This window comes from Neobacillus drentensis (assembly GCF_036965645.1).
In the GTDB taxonomy this organism is placed as follows: Bacteria; Bacillota; Bacilli; order Bacillales; family Cytobacillaceae; genus Neobacillus; species Neobacillus drentensis_D.
Window position 1 is genome coordinate 1 of the sequence record NZ_JBALPZ010000172.1, and the last position, 19,757, is coordinate 19,757.

The window sequence follows — 19,757 nt, forward strand, 5'->3', positions numbered from 1 at the left end:
GATTAAAGTGTCCTTCATCCACCGAATGAATGACAAAACTCCTCGAGTTTCTGATAAATTGTCCTTCATCGACAAATGAGGACGAATTTACTCACTCCTAATTAAAATGACTGTCACCATCCGTCTCAGGGAAAAGAAAACAAAACTATTCTTATAACTCAAAAAAAAAATACCCCGTTAAAACGGAGTCTTAAGTTCGCCAGTAGGTCAATTTTCAAAGAGATGCTTTCGAAAAAAGGACTCTACTAACTTAAATATTCTTATTTTACTAGACTCTATCTGTTCAGGTTCCCCTGCTTCAGTCTTACGAAGGGTAACTTCTAGAGGCTGTTCATCCAAATCATTTTTATTAAAAAATGCATGCCCCATTCCTTCAATCAAACACAGCGCCGCCTCACTCCCCTGTTCCATCAGTGCTTGATAAAGCAGCTCACTTTGATGAACTGGTACAACCGTGTCACTCAACCCGTGCAAAATAAGAAATGGAGGGACATTTTCATCAATATAGGTGATTGGATTCGCCTCACGGACAAGATGTGGAACTGTTTGAATGGGTGCTCCCAGCAATTGTGACTCTCGAGAATCTGGGTCAGTATGGTGCTGTACGGAATTAAGAAGATTGGATTCCGGATCATCAGAAGAAGCAGCCGTTAAATTATTGGATTCTTCCATCTGCAAGAAATCTGTAGGACCATACCCGTCAACCACTGCTTGTACGTCACTAAAATATTCCCAATTCCCTAACTCCAAATCTTCGAGTCTGCCTGAACCTGTGGTACCGGCAAGCGCAGCCAAATGTCCTCCAGCTGATGACCCCCAGAGGCCAATATGTTGGCTATCAAGACCATACTCGTTAGCAGCCGAACGGAGCCAACGAATTGCTGCTTTTACATCATGAATTTGCGCAGGAAAAATTTCTTCACCGCTTAACCGATATTCAATGCTTGCCATGGCATATCCACTTTCAGCAAATCTAACTTTAAAATCCGGTCCTAACTTTCTATCCCCAATTCGCCAACCGCCGCCGTGGAGCCAGACAATCACTGGCACTGGCCCTTCTGCCCCAATAGGCAAATAAAGATCCAGAAGTAATGATTTCCCATTTGGTGAGGCAAATTCAAGATCCGTTAGGACCCTTACTTCATAACGATTACTCATCTTTAATGAACCTCTTCCACTTCAGTTGGTGGAGGACCTGGAGGCTTGCCTAATAATTTTAAATCGAGCTCATGAATACGCTGAATTACTCGGTCAAAACGATAGGGTGCCGGCTCACTAGGGAAGATTGGATGTTCATATGGATCTCCAAGGATACGGAAAAAGTCTTCAAATTCTCCTGGAGTCAATAATCCAAAAAACTTGGTATAGTGGGCATCACAACGGAAGCGATGAGGTGTATTTGCTGGTACATAGGCAAAATCCCCTGGTAATAGGTGCAATTCCTCGCCATCGACCCATAGTGTCATTTCCCCTTGTAAACACATAAATGTTTCGTTGGTCAATTCATGAGCGTGCTCACCAATGGCTTGTCCTTTTGGTCCTTCGGAAACGAGGACAAGAAATTGGCTGTTTGTTGCCTCTTTTGTTGTTAAGAGTGTATGAACGGTATCACCGCTAAGAAGATGGACTCCTTCCCCTGATTCCAGTACATACGGTTGAACTTCCTGCGGAATGGCAGAGCCTTTAGCCAATTCTGGCAAGCCAGCAGTTGGATGACTAGTGACCAATTTGATATCAATATCAGCAGGTATTTGGTTAAAAGTATCCTGGTTTAAGAGGTTCATAGAAACTGGAGGGCGTTCAAACTTAGTAAATGGCTCTCCAATTAGAGAATATATCCTTGCAACATGACCGTTAATAGTGAAAGAATAGAAGCGTGTTCGATGGCTTTGCATCCGATAGGCATGGACAGTTCCCGCGGGAATACTTATATAGTCACCTGCAGTTAATAAATACAATTGCCCATTAAGTTCTACTTCAAGTCTGCCGTCTAACACCACTATACCCTCATGAGCTTGCTCATGAACATGTGCCGGGAAACTGTCGCCTTTTCCTCCCCATAATTGAACGATCTCCATCATATCACCAGTGCTCTCCGTTGTAGCAACAATGGAGGCAACCTGGGTACCGAAAAGATATCGCTCTCCTTCTCCATTTTTAATAAAATATGGTTTCTTCTTATTAGGTAACTTGCCAATGACTTTTAGAACCATCTAACCACTCCCTATCAAATTCCTTTACGCGATTAAGCGCTTTCAAAATAACCATAATACGAATGAAGAAAAATTGGAAATATACGTATTCGATTTCTGTAATCCCATTTTCGTATTATTTGTTGGGTTTGGCAGATTAAGAGATGTATTCTTGTGGTTGAATACTAGTTTCTACATTGTGTAAATACAAGAAAACTCGCATAATTTCGACTACTTCATACTTATTATGATAAAATAGCAGTAAATAAATGACAAGTGAGGACCCTATGGATATTCGACAATTGCGCTATTTTATTACCGTAGCCGAGCATTTAAATTTTACAAAAGCAGCCAACCAACTCTATGTCGCTCAATCTGCGATCAGCCATCAAATTGCCGATTTGGAAGAACAAGTTGGAGTGAAACTATTTGTTCGAAATAAACGCTCTGTTCAGCTTACACCTGCTGGGGCGGTCTTTTTAAAAGAAGCAATGGAGATTGTAGAAAAAACATCGGGTGCCATCGAAAAAGCAAAACAAACGGATGCAGGTGTGATAGGCCGTCTTTCGATTGGATTCTTGAGTGTGCATGTTCGTAGTTTTCTACCAGAGGTTATCAAACGATTCCGTGAACTCTATCCGAAGGTAGAGCTGCATCTGAACCATTTCCCTAGTAAGATGCTAAAGGAAGCGTTGGAAGAAGGAGAATTGGACATCGCTTTTACACAGCCGACTGGGTTACATAGAATAGAAGAGATTGAAATTCAAACCGTTGCAAAAGAGAAATATTGTATTGTCATTCATCAGAATCACCCTTTTGCTAACAAAAAAACAGTTAGGCTTGCTGAACTTGCTACAGAGCCATTCATTATTCATAACCGTCAAGATTCACCTGTTGGTTCTTATGATTTTATCGTCCATTTATGTGAACAAAATGGGCTGACTCCGAGAATAGTGAGTCAACCTCGATTTGTCGATACTGTTCCATTACTTGTTGAATCTGAAATCGGTATTTCGATTCTTCCCAAAAGTTTCGAAGATATATCAAGTCCATCGCTTCGTTTTATCGAAATTGACGGACTGGAGGGACACGATTTTGAACTTGTTATGGCGTGGAAGAAAAATAATTTGAATCCGTCAATTTCACTTTTTTTAAATGTTTTATCCGAAATGAATGACTTAACATGACCCGTCAGAACATCTTCCAGAACTTACAATAAGTGATTGGAAACAAGATTATTTACACGGCTTACAAAGTCTTGGACTTGATCTTATGTTGAATGGAACATGCAAGTAAAACAAATTGGAATTCTCACTTGACCATTAAATAATTAAATGTGAGGTTTAGCTTTGACAACATTCCTTTTAGTCATCATTTATATGGCTTTTATAAGCTTAGGGCTGCCTGATTCATTATTGGGGGTAGCGTGGCCTGTCATGCAATCGGATTTAGGGGCCCCTCTTGATACTGCTGGATTCCTTTTTATGACGATTGCTGGAGGTACCATTATTTCTAGTTTAGTTAGCGGAAAAGTACTTAAAAAGTTCGGGACTGGCAAGGTCACATTTGTCAGCGTCTTAATGACAGCCGTTGCTTTGCTGGGATTTCATTTGGCTCCATCAATTGTTTGGTTATTTGTGTGTGCCATACCACTTGGATTAGGTGCAGGGGCTATCGATGCCGGATTAAATGATTATGTTGCTACACATTATAAAGCACACCATATGAGTTGGTTACATTGTTTCTGGGGAGTCGGAGCTACATTTGGTCCGATCATTATGGCTCAGTTTATTTCGGGACAAAGTTCTTGGAGAAACGGGTATTTTACTATTTCCGGAATACAGTTCGCGTTAGTAATCATCCTTTTCTTCGCTTTGCCCCTATGGAACAAAGTAACAAAAAACAGCAATATCGACTTAATTGAACATCTGGAAGATTCAAAACGCGCATCTTTCGATGATGTAAAACCTTTACAAATTAAAGGAGTAAAATTGGCTCTTGTCTCTTTCTTGTTTTATTGTGGGGTTGAATCGACAGTGGGGCTATGGGGAAGTAGCTTTTTGGTAAATGTTAAGGAGTTACACGTTGCACTTGCAGCACAATGGGTTTCGTTTTATTACGCAGGAATAACGATTGGTAGATTGATTACAGGTTTTATTACTTTTAAAATTAGTAATGTTATTCTGATTCGGACGGGGCAAATAATCACTTTAGTCGGTGCTGCACTTCTATTCCTCCCATTGCCGTCCATTTTCTCGCTTGTAGGCTTTATTATGATTGGATTGGGATTAGCACCGATATTTCCGTGTATGTTGCATGAAACACCTACACGCTTTGGAAAGAAGCATTCCCAAACGATTATGGGTTATCAAATGGCTGTTGCCTATACAGGCAGTACCATTATGCCACCTCTTCTTGGTTTCATTGCATCTCGTTCAACAATAGGTATCTTCCCAATATGTATTGTTATTTTTGCTGCAGTAATGCTTTTAAGTTCAGAGAAATTAAATAGCTTACTGAAAAGGAAAAATACAAGTTCGACTACAATTTAATAATTTAAATCATAACTATAATCACGTAAAAAGGATTAACCAAAAATTTTTCCGTTTTATGAGTCACCATATGTTGTGACTTTGGAAGCAGCCTGGATTGAGAAATAATTAATTAAGGACCACAATATTTGTGGCCCTTTTGTTTTCAACTTTTTAAGTTTGACAAAGTACTTTAACTAAAATAGGGCTTTTTCTTATCAAATAGAAAGGGTTTGTTCTATATTCCAACCTTCTAAGTATTTCTGTGTATTAAATAACATCTTTTCAAGAAGTTCACTTTCATGTTCTGGAGACCCTCAATTCGTTCGATCGAGTCTATATTTGAAAAAGCCGCACAAGAATAATCTTGTTAACGGCCTTATCTTTAATTATTCCATTTAGCTTGTAGAAAAAATCACATTATAAAAAATCTCTTTTCAATTAATGGATTATAAACTCATCCTGCATAATTGATAAACTTAATTCCGGTATTTCTAAAAAGTTCTTTATAGCTAGGGCACAAGCACCCATTACACATGCATTTGTTCCAAAATCTGATATGAATATTTCTTTATAATTGCTAATCGAGCCTTTTAAGTTTGATTTGATTAAACTCATTGCTTCAGGAAACAAATTTAATAACTCACTATTTAAAACTAGTGTTTCAGGATTTAGAATATTAATAATATTGTTAAGTCCGATAGATATGTACTTTATAAATTCATCAATCTGATCTATTACTGCTAGGTTTCTCGCAATAAGAAGATTTTCGATATCGTCGTAAGTCAATTTTGATTTATTTAATTTTTTAGATAATTCATTAATAAAGCTTACTTCCGAAGCATATAACTCCCAACAACCAAAATTGCCACAATTACAAGGTTTTCCATTAGGATTAATAATCATGTGACCCATTTCCCCTGCGTAACCATGATACCCTTTTACCAGTTCTCCGTTGATTAAAAATCCTATACCTATACCCGAATACATACTAATACTAATCAAGCTCATACTTTGATGAAAATTAAATACTTTTTCTGCAAATGCACATAAATTTGCATTATTTTCAACATAAACCACTGTGTTTAAATGTTTCTCAAGGTCACTCTTTAAATCCTTGTAATACCACTTATGATGTGGAACAAAAGAGACGGTTTCGTCATTCTTTACAGTTCCGTGAACTCCAATGACAACACCAACAATTCCAAAACGACTATGAGAAAATCTTGCTTGGTATCCTCTAGTTTGGGTGACTAAAATATGAAGAATCTCATCATAGTTTGAATTTTCCAATTTTACATTATCAGTATGAACTGGTTGCCCTTTTAAATCACATATAGTAAATGTAATATCCCGATAATCTAGATCAATTCCTAAAGCATAACCTGCATGTTGATTAAGTGAAAGCATAATTGGCTTTCTACCAACACTGTTATACTCTTGAAATGTTTCTATAATTAACCCATCCTCTATAAGGTCCGCCACCTGTGCAGAAATTGTTGCCTTTGTCAATTTTGTAATATTTGATAGTTCAGCTCTTGAAATCATTTCATGTTTAATGATTTTGCTTAAAATCAGACTTTTATTTATCTTCTTAAGATAAGTAGCAACACCAAGTTCCATACGGCTCACCCTACTATTCAATTAATTTATGCAAAAATACCGTTATGCAGATCCACAATTAAAGTTAATTACCGTTTGCAGCTTTTTGGTAAGATTTTGGTTGATCAGCAGGAATGACAGCAGCTTTTAATGCCTCATCCACAGAAGATGAATATTCGCTTTTCTCTTGACCAGACCAATTTAACCTATCAGCTAAATAAGCAATTACTTGCTTATTCCATTCTCTTACGGTTTGTATATCAAATAAGATGGCTCCTGTACGGCGGTTTAAGAAATCAATAGGTGTAGCAATCATTTCATGTTCAATGGCATAAAGTAATTTTGCAAATAACACTGTCGGTAATTGATATTTATTTGCATCAGACATATTATTTTTCAACAATTCAAACACTGTGGTACTATTGGATCCATATATTTTCACTAATGTTTCAGCCTCATCTTTGGTAAGACCAATTTCCATACCCCGTTTAACTGTTGTAGTAATAAAAGAAGGATATTGTTTCGAACCTCCAACATCTCCACCTGATATTGGGAGATACTTCGTTTGACACGATTTAAAACTTCTCCCCATTTCTGATTTTAATTTCTCAGACAATAAATTAACCACCATTTCAGCCATTTTTCGGTAGCCTGTTAATTTACCGCCTGCAATGGTGATTAACCCCGAATTCGACTCCCAAATCTCATCTTTTCGTGAAATTTCTGATGCATTCTTTCCTTCCTCATAGATAAGAGGTCGTACACCTGCCCAGCTCGATTCAACATCTTTTTCACTTATTTTCACTTCGGGGAACATATAATTAATCGCATTTAAGATATAACTACGATCACTTTCTGTCATAGAAGGGTTTACGGCATCCTCCTTATAGAAGGTATCTGTTGTTCCGACATAGGCCTTTCCGTCACGAGGGATGGCAAACACCATTCGGCCGTCTGGTGTATCAAAATAGATGGCTTGTTTCAAAGGAAAACGGGACTGGTCAATCACTAAGTGAACCCCTTTTGAAAGCTGTAGGAATTTCCCTTTTTTGGATTGATCCATTTCACGAATTTGATCTACCCATGGTCCGGCAGCATTAACAACCTTTTTGGCATGTATTTCATACCACTCTCCTGTTAATTGATCTTGAACCAAGGCACCAATTACCTTGCCATTTTCATAAAGAAGCTTTGATACTTTTGTATAATTACAAGCAATTGCCCCTTTTTCCACCGCCGCCTTCATAACCTCAATGGTCAGCCTTGCATCATCTGTGCGGTATTCAACATAATAACCGCCACCCTTTAAACCAGATTTTTTTATAAGTGGCTCTTTCGCTAATGTTGACTGTGAGGATAGCATTTTTCTCCGTTCAGACTTTTTAACACCAGCTAAGAAATCGTATACACGTAGACCGATTGATGTGCTAAATTTACCAAATGTACCACCCTTATGAAGAGGTAATAACATCCATTCAGGCGTTGTCACATGTGGTCCATTTTCATAAACAATAGCCCTCTCCTTCCCAACCTCTGCCACCATTTTAACTTCAAATTGTTTTAAATATCTAAGCCCGCCGTGAACTAATTTTGTCGACCTGCTTGAAGTCCCAGCAGCGAAATCTTGCATTTCAACAAGAGCCGTACTCATTCCTCGGGTTTGTGAATCAAGGGCAATACCAGCTCCAGTGATTCCTCCGCCAATTACTAACACATCAAAAACTTCTGTTTTAAATTTGTTAACAAACTCAGTTCGATTTAGGTTTGAAAATTTCATTATGTACTCCTCCAGATTGGATAATAATTTATTTTTTTAGATTAAATAAAAAGAGACCACAAAAGACATTATCAAAATGATAATGTTTTTGTGGTCTCTCCGACTTCTCCTACCAATTATTAACTTGTTTTTAGTATAACATAAAGTAAGAAAATTGAAAGTAATTATTTAAAAGCCATTGTTGCATTCACTGCTTTTTTCCAACCGTTATATAATCTATTCCGATCTTCAGTAGGCATCTTTGGTGAAAACGTCCTATCAACCGCCCATTGCTTGGCAATTTCCTCCTGACTTTCCCAGAAGCCAACAGCAAGTCCTGCTAAATATGCTGCTCCTAATGCGGTAGTTTCATTTACAACTGGTCTTTCTACTGGAACATCTAAAATATCACTTTGGAACTCCATTAGGAAATTATTTTTCACCGCCCCGCCGTCAACACGGAGCGTTTTTAGTTCTATTCCAGAATCTGCTTCCATGGCAGATAATACATCTTTTGTTTGGTATGCAAGAGATTCTAACGTAGCGCGAATGAAATGTTCCTTAGATGTCCCCCGGGTTAAACCAAAAACGGCGCCCCGTACATCACTATCCCAATAAGGCGTTCCTAAGCCTACAAAAGCTGGAACCACATAGACTCCATCGTTGGAAACGACTTTTGCTGCATATGCTTCACTATCCTTAGCATCTTTGAACATTCTTAATCCATCACGAAGCCACTGAATAGCAGAACCCGCCACAAAAATACTTCCCTCAAGTGCGTATTCTACTTTTCCATTCAGCCCCCATGCTATAGTGGTTAATAATCCATGCTCAGAGCGCACAGCTTTCTCACCAGTATTCTTTAACATAAAGCAGCCGGTACCATAAGTGTTTTTGGCCATTCCTTCCTCGAAGCACGCTTGTCCGAACAATGCAGCCTGCTGGTCACCGGCAACCCCTGATATTGGAATCTCGTTCCCAAAAAAGTGATAATCAACCGTTTTCCCATAAATTTCTGATGATGGTCTAACCTCTGGCAGCATGGATTTAGGCACACCTAAAATATCCAATAATTCATCATCCCAATTTAATTCATAGATGTTGAACATTAAGGTTCGTGAAGCATTAGAATAATCAGTTACATGCGCTCGGCCTCCGGATAGTTTCCAGACCAACCAAGTATCAATCGTACCAAATAATAATTTTCCTTGATCCGCTTTTTCACGTGCCCCTTCAACATGATCCAGGATCCATTTTACCTTTGTTCCTGAAAAGTAAGGATCAATTAACAATCCAGATTTGTTACGAAATAGGTCATTATAACCTTTTTCTTTCAACTCTTCACAAATCTCACTTGTTTGTCTTGATTGCCAAACAATGGCATTATAAATTGGATGGCCTGTTTCTTTGTCCCAGACTACAGCTGTTTCGCGCTGATTAGTAATCCCAATCCCTGCAATTTGTTCAGGTTTAATTTCGGATTCTGATAAAACTTCGGCAACAACTGAAAGAATAGAACCCCAAATTTCATTAGGATTGTGTTCGACCCAGCCTGGCTTTGGAAAGTATTGCGTGAATTCCTTTTGTGCTGTATGAACAACTTCCCCATTTTTATTAAAAATAATTGCACGGGAACTAGTTGTTCCCTGGTCTAAAGATAATATGTATTTTTCCACTAGTAATTTCCTCCAAAAAATATCATCTTATATGGATACAAAAAAAGAGACTCACTCATCAGAAATAACCACAAAATGGGTTTCTGCGTGAATCTCCTAATCTCCGTCACAAAATTTTAACTTGTTGAGCAAATTATACAATTCTATGAAAACGATGTCAACAACTTTTTTAACATTAGTATGTTGTTTTAATTGTTTTTTAAGAAAACCTCCCATAACTCTCGTTTTGAAGTGGTTATTGCTGTAGCTCCTGCCATTAATGCCGCATTTACATCTTCGGAAGTTCGAATTAACCCTCCAGCTAAGATGGGTGTTCCTACACTCTCTTTAACTTCCGCAATAATCTTCGGCATGGCTCCAGGCAGGACTTCAATATAATCCGGTTGGGTTTTTGCAATTAATTTATAGCTTTTTTCAAGAGCATGACTATCGATTAAGAAAATTCTCTGTATAGCAATTACACCTTTTTGCTTTGCCTTTTGAATTACACTAGATTTAGTTGAGATTAAGCCGTACGGCTTGAATTCTTGACAAATATACTCAGTGGCATATTCATCATTTTTTATGCCGTGGATTAAGTCCACATGGTAAATCATTTTTTTTCCTTTTTCCTTAGCCATCTTATTAATATGTTTTAACTGAGCAATATGCATATCTAAAAATACACCAATTTCGTAAGGACTTCTCAAAAAGGATTCGAATTCCTTCATATTTGAAGATGCAGGGACGATTTTCTGGTTCATAACATTAATCCTTTCATCGCTGTTCTTATTTTTTTTGGTCATAAAACGATTATAATACACCAAAAGGAACCTGTGTCTACGACTCAAGCTCCTTTTGGTGTATTAAAATAAATAAAAATGGTTCCAGGGTGCGTAATCTTTAATAGATGATGGAATTTGAAAAACAGTGGTCATAAGGCAACTCATTTCTCATTGCTCTTTTCAATCTGATTAGAGTGACTTCCCTCAATAGCTTCATGAATTTTTTCTGCCACTGCATCCATTGCTTCTTGTGAGGTTACTTCCCCATTTAGAGCTTTCACAATTGAGTCTCTCATATCAGAGGAAACCTGGGAAATGACCTCTTGATTTCTCCAATCTTCCGCTGCGATAAGTGGAGTATTTTCTAATTCATTTGAAAATATTTTAAACATATCTTTTCCAAACTCATAGTCTAATTCATTGTTATCTAATCTTGCACTTAAGAATAGAGACTCTTGATTGAATTTAGCATTAACTTCCTTTGATGCTAGATATTTAATAAACTCAGCTGTTTCATCTTCTACTCCTGTATTTTTGAAGCCCATGATATATTTCCCGCCTGGTACAGTTGAACGAATCTCTTTTTTAGGAAGATAGGTTACCCCCCACTCAAAGTTGTCAATATCCTTATAGTTGCTTAACATCCAGTTTCCGGCTAAGTGTGCAGCGGCCTGTCCTGCGCGGAAAAGTTTAATTGGATCTTCTGCGCCCAACCAAACAGATTCAGGGATAATTCCTTCTTTATGAAGTTGGATAAAATAATCTAATGCTGCTACGCCTTTTTCATTATTGATTGCTGGTGCAGAACCATCTTCTGTCATAAGGCTTCCGCCAAATTGATAGACTAAAGTTGAATATCTTCGAGGTGTAAAATCAACTAACAGTCCGTATTTTGCTCCGCCTTTTTCTTTTACCACTTTAAGAGCGTTCACAAATTCATCCCAAGTCCATACTTCGTTAGGAGATTGAGGAACCTGAACTCCTGCTTTATCAAACAATGTTTTGTTATAAATGATGCCGTTTGCAGTAACATCCATAGGTGTCGCAATAATTTTATTATCTTTTACATAGTACGGTTTAATTGCTGGCAGGAATTGAGAAGTAAATTCCTCCTCTCCCCCCACATATGGTGTAAGATCTAAGGCATAATCCGCAAAATTCCCAGTATCAGTTATACGTGCTAATGCTGGAGGCTCCCCTCCAGCAATCATTCTTTTTAATTTTGTATCTAAATCTTGATAAGCTACTTCTATTAAATTAATTTCAACATTTTTATTTTTTGCTTGATAATCCTTGATAATCTCTTTCATTACCTTTCCCTCAACACCGTCACTAAACCAAAGGAAATCCAAGGTAACCTTCTTTTCACCGTCTGAACCCATTATTTCTTTTGGACTCGGGTTGGCAGAACAGGATGATACTGTAAATAATAAAATGGAAGCAATAAAAAAAAGAGAAATCGTTTTCAATACTTTTTTCATTAATTGATACTGCCCTTTCTATGACGATACTTCATTCGGGGAGTGAATTTCATAAAATCCCTTTCTTCATTATACAAAAAAAATACCCTATAGTTAGACTTTTTATGTATATCTATACTATAGGATATTTTTTAATGATGAGGACTAAAATCTCTTAATTTTATAGCTGGTAAACAAAACTTCCATCCTCTACTCGTTGTAATGGCAGTCCGTTAACCAGTAGCCCTCGATTTTCACCTTTTGGCAAATGGAATGTAATTTGCTTATATGGTAACTCGAAGACTCCTTCTTTTTCTAAAAACACTTCCAATCGATCACTTGTTGTATTCATGTGAACATGAAGTTTAGTATGATTTTCTTGGAATTTTGAAGAGATTCCATCATCCTCGTACAATACATAAGCCGATGAACCTGTTTGTTGGTGAGGGAACAACTCAAATCCTCGTGCATCATTTGTTTTTGTGATAAATGAACAGTCCGCATCATTCACAGGTATGATACTGCCTGCTTTTACTAGGAACGGTGCATATGTTAACGGTGCTGGAATGGTTACTCTTTGACCACCCTCATACCAATTCGATGTATGATAATCGTACCAGCCGCCATCACATTCAGGTAAATACACTGTTCGTTCAGTTTCTCCTTCTTCCACTACAGATGTTACTAAGATAGAATCTCCTAACATAAAATCATCACATTCTTCAAATGTCTTTTTATCTTGATCGAACTCGTAAAAAGTTGGTCTAATAATTGGATCATACGTATTGTGTGAATTGTACAATAGGGTATACAAATATGGAGTAAGTCTATGTCTAAACTTTATAAGCTTTCCAATTTGATCTGCTACCTCTTCATACATCCATGGAACATTGACCGTTTTGTCTTCATTCCATGAATGAATGGTAAATCTAGGATATAAAATTCCATTTTGTACCCAGCGAACAAATAATTCTGGTGATGGAGCAGGACCGGAAAATCCACCAATATCATGACCGATATTAGACACACCTGATAAGCTTAAACCAATCGCCATTTTAATATTGTATTTTAATGTTTTCCAGCTCGTATAATTATCACCTGTCCATGTTTGAACATATCGCTGCATTCCAGGACAACCAGAGCGAGAAATCAAATAGGGTCTTAATTCTGGTGAAAATTCCTTTTGTGCCTCATAGGAAGCTTTCATCATTAATAATGGTTGTAACGCACGAACAAGTTCAAAATTTACATCTTGTCCAAATCCATTGCATTGGGCATCTTTCGTCCAAATTTCGAATTCATTATTATCATTCCAAGTAGAATCAATACCATATTCTAGTAACGTTTCTGTTACCTTCTTTTTCCACCACATAAACGTTTCTTTATTTGTAAAATCCAAGTAGGCTCCAACTTCATCCCAAAACTGTGCTTTTTCTGGCTCTTTTCCTTCACCTGTGTTGATAAACATTCCTTTTTGTTCTAATTCATTGTATAACGGGTGGTCTTTTAATAAGCAAGGCTTGATGTTCGCACATAGATTCACATTCTTTTCATGATACCCTTCTGAAAACCCCTTTGGGTCTGGGAACTTATCTGTATTCCAGTTAAACACATAACGCTTATCTCCAATAGAGGTATATCCAGATGATAATTGGAATGAATCACAGATAATATCATGTTCTTCACATAATTGTAAGAATTCATTGAGTCTTTCTTGTGATTTTGGCTCATCTGTATACGTCATGGTAGAACCTGAATAGCCTAGACTCCATTTTGGCTGAAAAATAGGTTTTCCTGTCAACCATGTAAATTTTTTTGTAACTTCCTTCACTTTAGGGCCGGCGATGATATAGTAATCTAAATCCCCAGCTACTGATTGGAAGTAACGATACCAGCCATGATAATTATCCATTTCATTTCCCATATCAAATACTGCCTTAGACATGTTATCGTAAAATAAGCCAAAGGAAATGTTTGTCTTATCATTCCGTGTAATATAGAACGGGATATGTTTGTATAAAGGATCAGTATATTGGGCATCGTACCCCATGGGATCGAGATTCATCATGCGATAGCGCTTACCATAGCGATCGGTTTCGCCCGCCTTTTCCCCTAAACCGTAATAGCTTTCTTCTCGCGATCTCTCAATATAATGGAAGATCCCTTCACCTAACGAACCATCAAAATTATAAGATTGTGTTTTTCGATCATTCATAAAATGAATATACTCGGATGTTTCAGCATTCTTATAATACCAATGTATATGGAATCCATTTAGATTAATTTCCACTTTTAATGTGGATGTTTCAATATAAAATACTTCTTCTTTTTCAAAAGAATCATAGGATGGCAGACTAAATGGACTAACATCCAAACGGTGTCTTCCTTCCATAGGGACATCATCCATCCCTGGTGCTACTAACCATGTTCGTGGCAGCGATAGCTTTTCACCTTCTGTCATCAAAACACGGACAATATCATTCTCTAAAACAAATACTCTAGCAATAAAATCACTATTATCTAATTTAAAAGATAAACAATTATTGTTTTCATTGATAAACTTAAATACGTATTTTTCACGGATTGACATAATTTTTTCACCTTACACTTTCTAAAGAGCTGACTTAACTTTAGCAGAATTTATTTTACTTTCGTTATTATCCTTCCAGACATCCTCATACTTAAATCCAGTAAGATTTTCAACGACTGATTTTGTTTTTGAATCAACTTGAAGCTTTGAGCCGTTATTTTTTAATCTCTCAATTTCATTCACTAATATTTTATGAGTTTCTTTATTTAATTTAAAGGTGAAGACAACTAATAATGCACCAATAAGAAGTACTGAAGAGCCAATGGCTAATGTATAGACAATGGTATGAACTGCTTCAGGTGTTTGTGTTTTTTGTCCAGCAACAAAACCGCCCCATTGCAAGATAAGCCCGACACAGAAAGTAGCCAGTGCAACTGAAGTTTTTCTTGCGAATGTCATTACTGCTGCAAATAATCCTTCTCGTCTTTGCCTGGTGACAATTTCATCAATATCCGGAATAAACGGGAATACATTCCAAGGAGTAAAGTCTAATATCGCTCTGCCAACTTGATAAAAAGCGGCTATAATAAACAGGATTGTGACAATTGAATCAGGCTTAGTCACATATACTGTATAAAACGCTCCCAAACAGATAAGCATTAGGGAATAAGAGATTTTGTAAAGGTTACTAGGTCCTACTTTGATCATTAATAATCCAGCTACCAGTGTAATAGGCACCCCAATTATACTTAGTGATAGCAAGTCAGCAGCTAGTGATGATGAAATACTTAGAGCAAATACACAGAAATAAACAAACACAGCATTAAAGACATCTTTGCCAGTAAAGGATAATAAATAGATTGCTAAATGTTTACGAAAGCTTTTAATTTTTAAGGTGGTTCCATATTCTTTTAATACACCCGCAATAGTTTTGAGTGTATCTTTAAAACTTTTGGGTTTGTTAGATTGGGCAATTAATTCCCTTTCTTGTTCAGGAGTAAGTTTCTTTTCCCAAGTTACTTTATAAGAGATAAAGATACAAATCGCAAAAAGTATGGCAAAAAATACAGCATTGATGAAATACGCATACGCATTATCCTCACCAAAGTAAGCGATTAAACGACCAGGAACAAACGTAGCTAAAAATACACCTGTACCAGACATAAACATTCTTGCTGTGGATAATTTCGTTCTTTCATTAAAATCTTTAGTCATTTCGGAAGGAAGCGTTTCCCATGGAATTAATACTAAAGCCATAACAATTTCAAATAATAAATAGCTAATTAGGTAGTACCAATAATTCATTCCAGTAAACCATAGTAACACATAGGTGGCCATTAGCGGTGAACCAATTAATAGAAAGAAACGGCGTCTTCCAAACTTCCTTCCCAATTTAAATTTAAAGAAGTTATCGGTTATACTGCCGATAGATAAGCTCACTACAGCATCCACAAAACGAGCAATAGCAATAATTGAGGCCCCCTCAACAGGAGTTAACCCTACAAATGTTGTATAGTAATACATTAACCAAGCGGCAATAACGGTGAAGGCTCCGCCACCCATAATGTCCGTTACCCCATAACCAATGGCTCTAGGTATGGTAATTTTTTTCTTCATATAATCCCCTTCTCTCTTCTAATAAAATTTATGGCTTTACTACCAGCACCAGCAAACAATCTATTGGATGCTCAAAAGTTTTGGATAATTTTTCTAGCTGCATTTTCCCTCCTCAGAATGGAATCCCTTACAAAGATGTTTGAAAGTGCTTTCTTGGTTTTTATTTTACCTGACTGTCATGAAAGAGTTAGGTTGAAATTATTGAAGTAGTTGTTGAAAATATTGACTAGCGGATATAAAAAAGCCGCATCACATGAATTTGATGTGATACGGCCCTCAAGGAGAAAGCTTGAATTTATGACTGTTGCGATTTGCATTTTTTATATTCAGAAGGTGTTGTTCTCATGATCTTCTTAAAAACTTGACCAAAGTATCTCGCATCAAGAAAACCTACCATTATTGAGACTTCGTTCGCTTTTAAATCAGTAGTAGCTAAGAGCTTTTGTGCAACCTGAATCCGTTTGTCCGTTAAGAAATTACTAAGATTTTCACCCGTATCCTTTTTAAAAGACCGGCTTAAATAACTAACACTAACATCAAGTTGTTCTGCAATAAACTGTGCATTTAAATCTGGATTCGCATAATGTTGTTCAATAATACGTTTTGCCTGCTCCACAACACCTATGTTATTTTTATTCATCGTTTCGTAGAGATGTTTTTTTACCTTCACACAGGTTTTGCTCATAAATTCAAGCAATTGATCAAAGGTTTTACACTTTTCAAGTTGTTGATACCCAACGGTCATCGTAAAATTTTTATCCCATTTTGCAACGATCAATCCTAGTTTAATTAATAACTCTAAGGAAAGATTTAATACTAACTCTCTATCAAATGTGTATTTTAGTTCCTTGAAAAGCGCCTTAATTTCAAATTGAATTTTCTCAAGTTCCCATTCTTCGAACTTTTCAATAAAGCTCGAAAAATTGGCGGAGAAATTATTGTTACAATGTTGGATGCTGGCGTCAGCATAAATATGAATTTTACCCTTCCCAACAAAATAACTCTGTGTTAACGCTTTTATAGATTGTAAATAAGAGGAGTGTAAAGTATTGATAGAAGCATACATTCCTCCAATACCAATCGATACATGTATGCGATCCTCAAAAGGAAAATAACCTAAAATATTTTCAGCAATATCCCATAAACGTCTTTCTACCGCTTTATCTGGCATCAATAGTGAAAAAGAAGGTAATACCAGAAGTTGTTGACCATGGGTTACAAATCTTATCTCCATATTTTTTGTTAGTAATAAGTCCTTGATTGATTTTGCAATAATATCAAAGGAGAGTTTATTTTGTGAATCATTAGATATTTCTATTGTTATCACGGCACCTTTTCCAGGCGTCAGATCGATGCTTTGTTTTATATTTTGTGTCGGTACTATACCTTTTACAGTCAATTCATATAATAATGATTGTTCTATAATCGGTATACTCTCGTGAAGAGCATTTTCCAAATATTCATAGTTTTTCTCTTTATCTCTTTTTTGTTCAATGGTCTTTACTGCATTATTAATTACAATCATTACTTCATCTACAACTGTTGGTTTAAGTAAATAATCAAAAACACCATATTTAAAGGCTTCTTTGGCAAAAGTAAACTCATCATAACCTGATAAGAGAATCATTAGGATATCCTTATGATTTTGATGAACAAACTCAGCTAATTCTAGTCCTGTATGACCAGGCATAACAATATCAGACACTACGATATCTGGCTTAAGTTCATTAATAAGTTTTTTTCCTTCGTAGCCATTCGATGCCATTCCACAAATTTCGCAACCTAGGCCTGGCCAATCGATTTTTTCAGATAATCCTTTACTAATAAATGGTTCATCATCAATAATAAGTACTTTCAACATTTAGTCGCCCTCCTTGTTTATCGGTAAAGTTAGCTCAAACGAGGTTCCGACGTTAATATTACTTTCAATCTTTATACCATTATCATCACCAAATAATAATTGAATCCGGTTTTGAACATTTAAAATCCCATTTCCTGTTCCTCTGTTTTCATCAAGATTTACGTATCTTCCCTCAGAAAGTGAGGCGACTGTATTTTCATCCATACCTACTCCATTATCTAAAACTTCTATGTGTAATTTGTTATTTTTAATTTTCCCATTGATAAATAAATATCCGTTTCCTATTTTCTTTTCTATTCCATGAATCATGGCATTTTCAACGATTGGCTGCAGAATCAGTTTTGGTACTAAACAATTTTTAGCATCCGGCTCAATATGAACGGAATAATGAATTTTGTCTTGAAACCTAATTTTTTGAATCGTCATATAATCATCAATATAATTCATCTCTTCTTCAAGTCTAATAAACTCCCCATTTTTGGTTATACTCTTTTTCAACAGTCTGCTTAAGGAGGTTGTCATTTTACTAACTTCTTCTGATTTCCCAAATTGTGCCATCCAATTGATTGTGTCCAGGGTATTATAAAGAAAATGTGGATTTATTTGGGCTCGAAGTGCTCTTAGCTGCGCATCTTTTTCATTTATATCCTTCTGATAGATGTCCGAAATCAAGTTGTTAATTTTATTCATCATTCTATTAAAACTTTCGCCAACTCTTCCAAGCTCATCCGAGCGGTCGATTTGAAGCTGCACATTGAAGTTATCTTTTTCAACCTCATCCATCACCAAACTTAATTTGTTTAATGGTCTGACAATATAATTGGTGCTAATCCAAATGATAATAATGCCAATGATGATGGCTACTATTCCAATTAAAAAGACAGTCTTGCCAATAAGTTCAGGTCCTTCCGAAATCTCATTCAAACTTATTAAAGAAATGATTTTCCACCCAGTTAGTTCAGATTGATAATTGTTTACAATCATTTTCCCAGAACCCGGGATTTCTATTAATTCATCAGAATTAGCTATATGTTTATTTGAATTTGACAGCCATGATGTAACGGCACTTAATTCCTTATCATTTGAATTCGAAACAACCACATGATTTTCTTTATCCAGTATAACGATATGTCTTTCATCAGTTGGATCAAATTTCTGAATCCGCTCTTTTAAATATGTTTTGTCCATAGACATTGTTAGATAACCAATAGCTTTCATTTTATAAGAGTGTATATCGTAAATCATCCGATTAGCTGTAATCACAGAATTCTTAACGCTCCAAGTAACTTTTCCACTTGGGTCATAGATATCAGGACGTAATTTATTAAAAAATTCATAGTTATTGTTATTTACACTTCTTCTTATATTCACTCTTACTCCTTCAGTGTCATAAAGATAGACAAGATCGACTTCATTGAACATGATAGTTTCATCCGTTACTTTGGATAATAAATTTTTATTTAAGAGATTTTTTTCTTTACTACTTTCGTATGCAGCTGGCAATATCCCTTGTACATCATTGTTGAAAGTTACACCATCCATCACACGATTAAAGGATTCCACCATATTATCTATACTTTTACTAACTTGTATGACCATAACGGTATTGTATCTAATTGCCTCTTTAATCTGGATCTTTATAGCAATCGTATAGGTAATAATCGCAGTTAACCCAATTATTAGACTGATACTTAAAGCATTCTGGAATAACAATTGATTTTTCAAATGGCGAAATCTTAAGAAACGTTTATACTTCATACTCCTACAC

At 36.3% G+C, this 19,757-nt stretch carries 13 protein-coding genes and 1 pseudogene; 3 read left to right on the top strand and 11 right to left on the bottom strand.

Annotation, left to right across the window (positions count from 1 at the left end; all coding sequences use genetic code 11):
• Positions 1-207: 207 nt before the first annotated feature.
• Positions 208-1,158: an alpha/beta hydrolase gene (locus V7266_RS25965; RefSeq protein WP_335472138.1), complete on the bottom strand. Its 951-nt coding sequence runs from the start codon at positions 1,156-1,158 to the stop codon at positions 208-210.
• Positions 1,159-1,160: 2 nt separating this feature from the next.
• Positions 1,161-2,213: a quercetin 2,3-dioxygenase gene (locus tag V7266_RS25970; protein ID WP_335472139.1), complete on the bottom strand. Its 1,053-nt coding sequence runs from the start codon at positions 2,211-2,213 to the stop codon at positions 1,161-1,163.
• A 266-nt stretch (positions 2,214-2,479) separates the two neighbouring features.
• Between V7266_RS25970 and V7266_RS25975 the strand changes: the two genes are divergently transcribed.
• From V7266_RS25975 to V7266_RS25980, 3 genes and pseudogenes are all read left to right on the top strand, one after another.
• The gene (locus tag V7266_RS25975) at positions 2,480-3,379 is read left to right on the top strand and encodes a LysR family transcriptional regulator (protein WP_335472140.1); all 900 of its coding nucleotides are present in this window, start codon (positions 2,480-2,482) and stop codon (positions 3,377-3,379) included.
• Between the two features lies 1 nt (position 3,380).
• Positions 3,381-3,488: pseudogene (locus V7266_RS30890) on the top strand (ROK family transcriptional regulator); the annotation flags it as partial.
• 53 nt (positions 3,489-3,541) lie between these two features.
• Positions 3,542-4,744 carry an MFS transporter gene (locus V7266_RS25980; RefSeq protein ID WP_335472141.1) on the top strand — a complete coding sequence of 401 codons (1,203 nt, stop codon included), beginning with the start codon at positions 3,542-3,544 and terminating at the stop codon, positions 4,742-4,744.
• Positions 4,745-5,164: 420 nt separating this feature from the next.
• Here V7266_RS25980 and V7266_RS25985 read toward each other — a convergent pair whose 3' ends face one another.
• From V7266_RS25985 to V7266_RS26025, 9 genes are all read right to left on the bottom strand, one after another.
• Positions 5,165-6,346, bottom strand: coding sequence for an ROK family transcriptional regulator (locus V7266_RS25985; RefSeq protein ID WP_335472142.1), 1,182 nt, complete (start codon positions 6,344-6,346; stop codon positions 5,165-5,167).
• A gap of 64 nt (positions 6,347-6,410) precedes the next feature.
• Positions 6,411-8,102, bottom strand: coding sequence for a glycerol-3-phosphate dehydrogenase/oxidase (locus tag V7266_RS25990; RefSeq protein ID WP_335472143.1), 1,692 nt, complete (start codon positions 8,100-8,102; stop codon positions 6,411-6,413).
• Between the two features lie 164 nt (positions 8,103-8,266).
• Positions 8,267-9,757: a glycerol kinase GlpK gene (gene glpK, locus V7266_RS25995; RefSeq protein WP_335472144.1), complete on the bottom strand. Its 1,491-nt coding sequence runs from the start codon at positions 9,755-9,757 to the stop codon at positions 8,267-8,269.
• 188 nt (positions 9,758-9,945) lie between these two features.
• Complete coding sequence (locus V7266_RS26000; protein WP_335472145.1) at positions 9,946-10,500, bottom strand: glycerol-3-phosphate responsive antiterminator; 555 nt, start codon at positions 10,498-10,500, stop codon at positions 9,946-9,948.
• Between the two features lie 182 nt (positions 10,501-10,682).
• The gene (locus V7266_RS26005; protein WP_335472146.1) at positions 10,683-12,002 is read right to left on the bottom strand and encodes an ABC transporter substrate-binding protein; all 1,320 of its coding nucleotides are present in this window, start codon (positions 12,000-12,002) and stop codon (positions 10,683-10,685) included.
• A gap of 160 nt (positions 12,003-12,162) precedes the next feature.
• Positions 12,163-14,571 carry a glycoside hydrolase family 31 protein gene (locus V7266_RS26010; protein ID WP_335472147.1) on the bottom strand — a complete coding sequence of 803 codons (2,409 nt, stop codon included), beginning with the start codon at positions 14,569-14,571 and terminating at the stop codon, positions 12,163-12,165.
• A 21-nt stretch (positions 14,572-14,592) separates the two neighbouring features.
• Positions 14,593-16,128, bottom strand: coding sequence for an MFS transporter (locus V7266_RS26015; RefSeq protein WP_335472148.1), 1,536 nt, complete (start codon positions 16,126-16,128; stop codon positions 14,593-14,595).
• Positions 16,129-16,423: 295 nt separating this feature from the next.
• Positions 16,424-17,989 carry a response regulator gene (locus V7266_RS26020; RefSeq protein WP_335472149.1) on the bottom strand — a complete coding sequence of 522 codons (1,566 nt, stop codon included), beginning with the start codon at positions 17,987-17,989 and terminating at the stop codon, positions 16,424-16,426.
• Positions 17,990-19,757 (bottom strand): cache domain-containing sensor histidine kinase (locus V7266_RS26025; RefSeq protein ID WP_335472150.1); only part of this gene is annotated, 1,768 nt, incomplete at its 5' end. It lies immediately after the preceding gene.

What these genes read in the sequence shown, in the direction of transcription:
- V7266_RS25990 (WP_335472143.1), bottom strand. Translation starts at nt 8,102, where the DNA reads ATGAAATTTTCAAACCTAAATCGAACTGAGTTTGTTAACAAATTTAAA.
- V7266_RS25985 (WP_335472142.1), bottom strand. Translation starts at nt 6,346, where the DNA reads ATGGAACTTGGTGTTGCTACTTATCTTAAGAAGATAAATAAAAGTCTG.
- V7266_RS25965 (WP_335472138.1), bottom strand. Translation starts at nt 1,158, where the DNA reads ATGAGTAATCGTTATGAAGTAAGGGTCCTAACGGATCTTGAATTTGCC.
- V7266_RS26020 (WP_335472149.1), bottom strand. Translation starts at nt 17,989, where the DNA reads ATGTTGAAAGTACTTATTATTGATGATGAACCATTTATTAGTAAAGGA.
- V7266_RS26010 (WP_335472147.1), bottom strand. Translation starts at nt 14,571, where the DNA reads ATGTCAATCCGTGAAAAATACGTATTTAAGTTTATCAATGAAAACAAT.
- V7266_RS26015 (WP_335472148.1), bottom strand. Translation starts at nt 16,128, where the DNA reads ATGAAGAAAAAAATTACCATACCTAGAGCCATTGGTTATGGGGTAACG.
- V7266_RS26005 (WP_335472146.1), bottom strand. Translation starts at nt 12,002, where the DNA reads ATGAAAAAAGTATTGAAAACGATTTCTCTTTTTTTTATTGCTTCCATT.
- V7266_RS26000 (WP_335472145.1), bottom strand. Translation starts at nt 10,500, where the DNA reads ATGAACCAGAAAATCGTCCCTGCATCTTCAAATATGAAGGAATTCGAA.
- V7266_RS25975 (WP_335472140.1), top strand. Translation starts at nt 2,480, where the DNA reads ATGGATATTCGACAATTGCGCTATTTTATTACCGTAGCCGAGCATTTA.
- V7266_RS25970 (WP_335472139.1), bottom strand. Translation starts at nt 2,213, where the DNA reads ATGGTTCTAAAAGTCATTGGCAAGTTACCTAATAAGAAGAAACCATAT.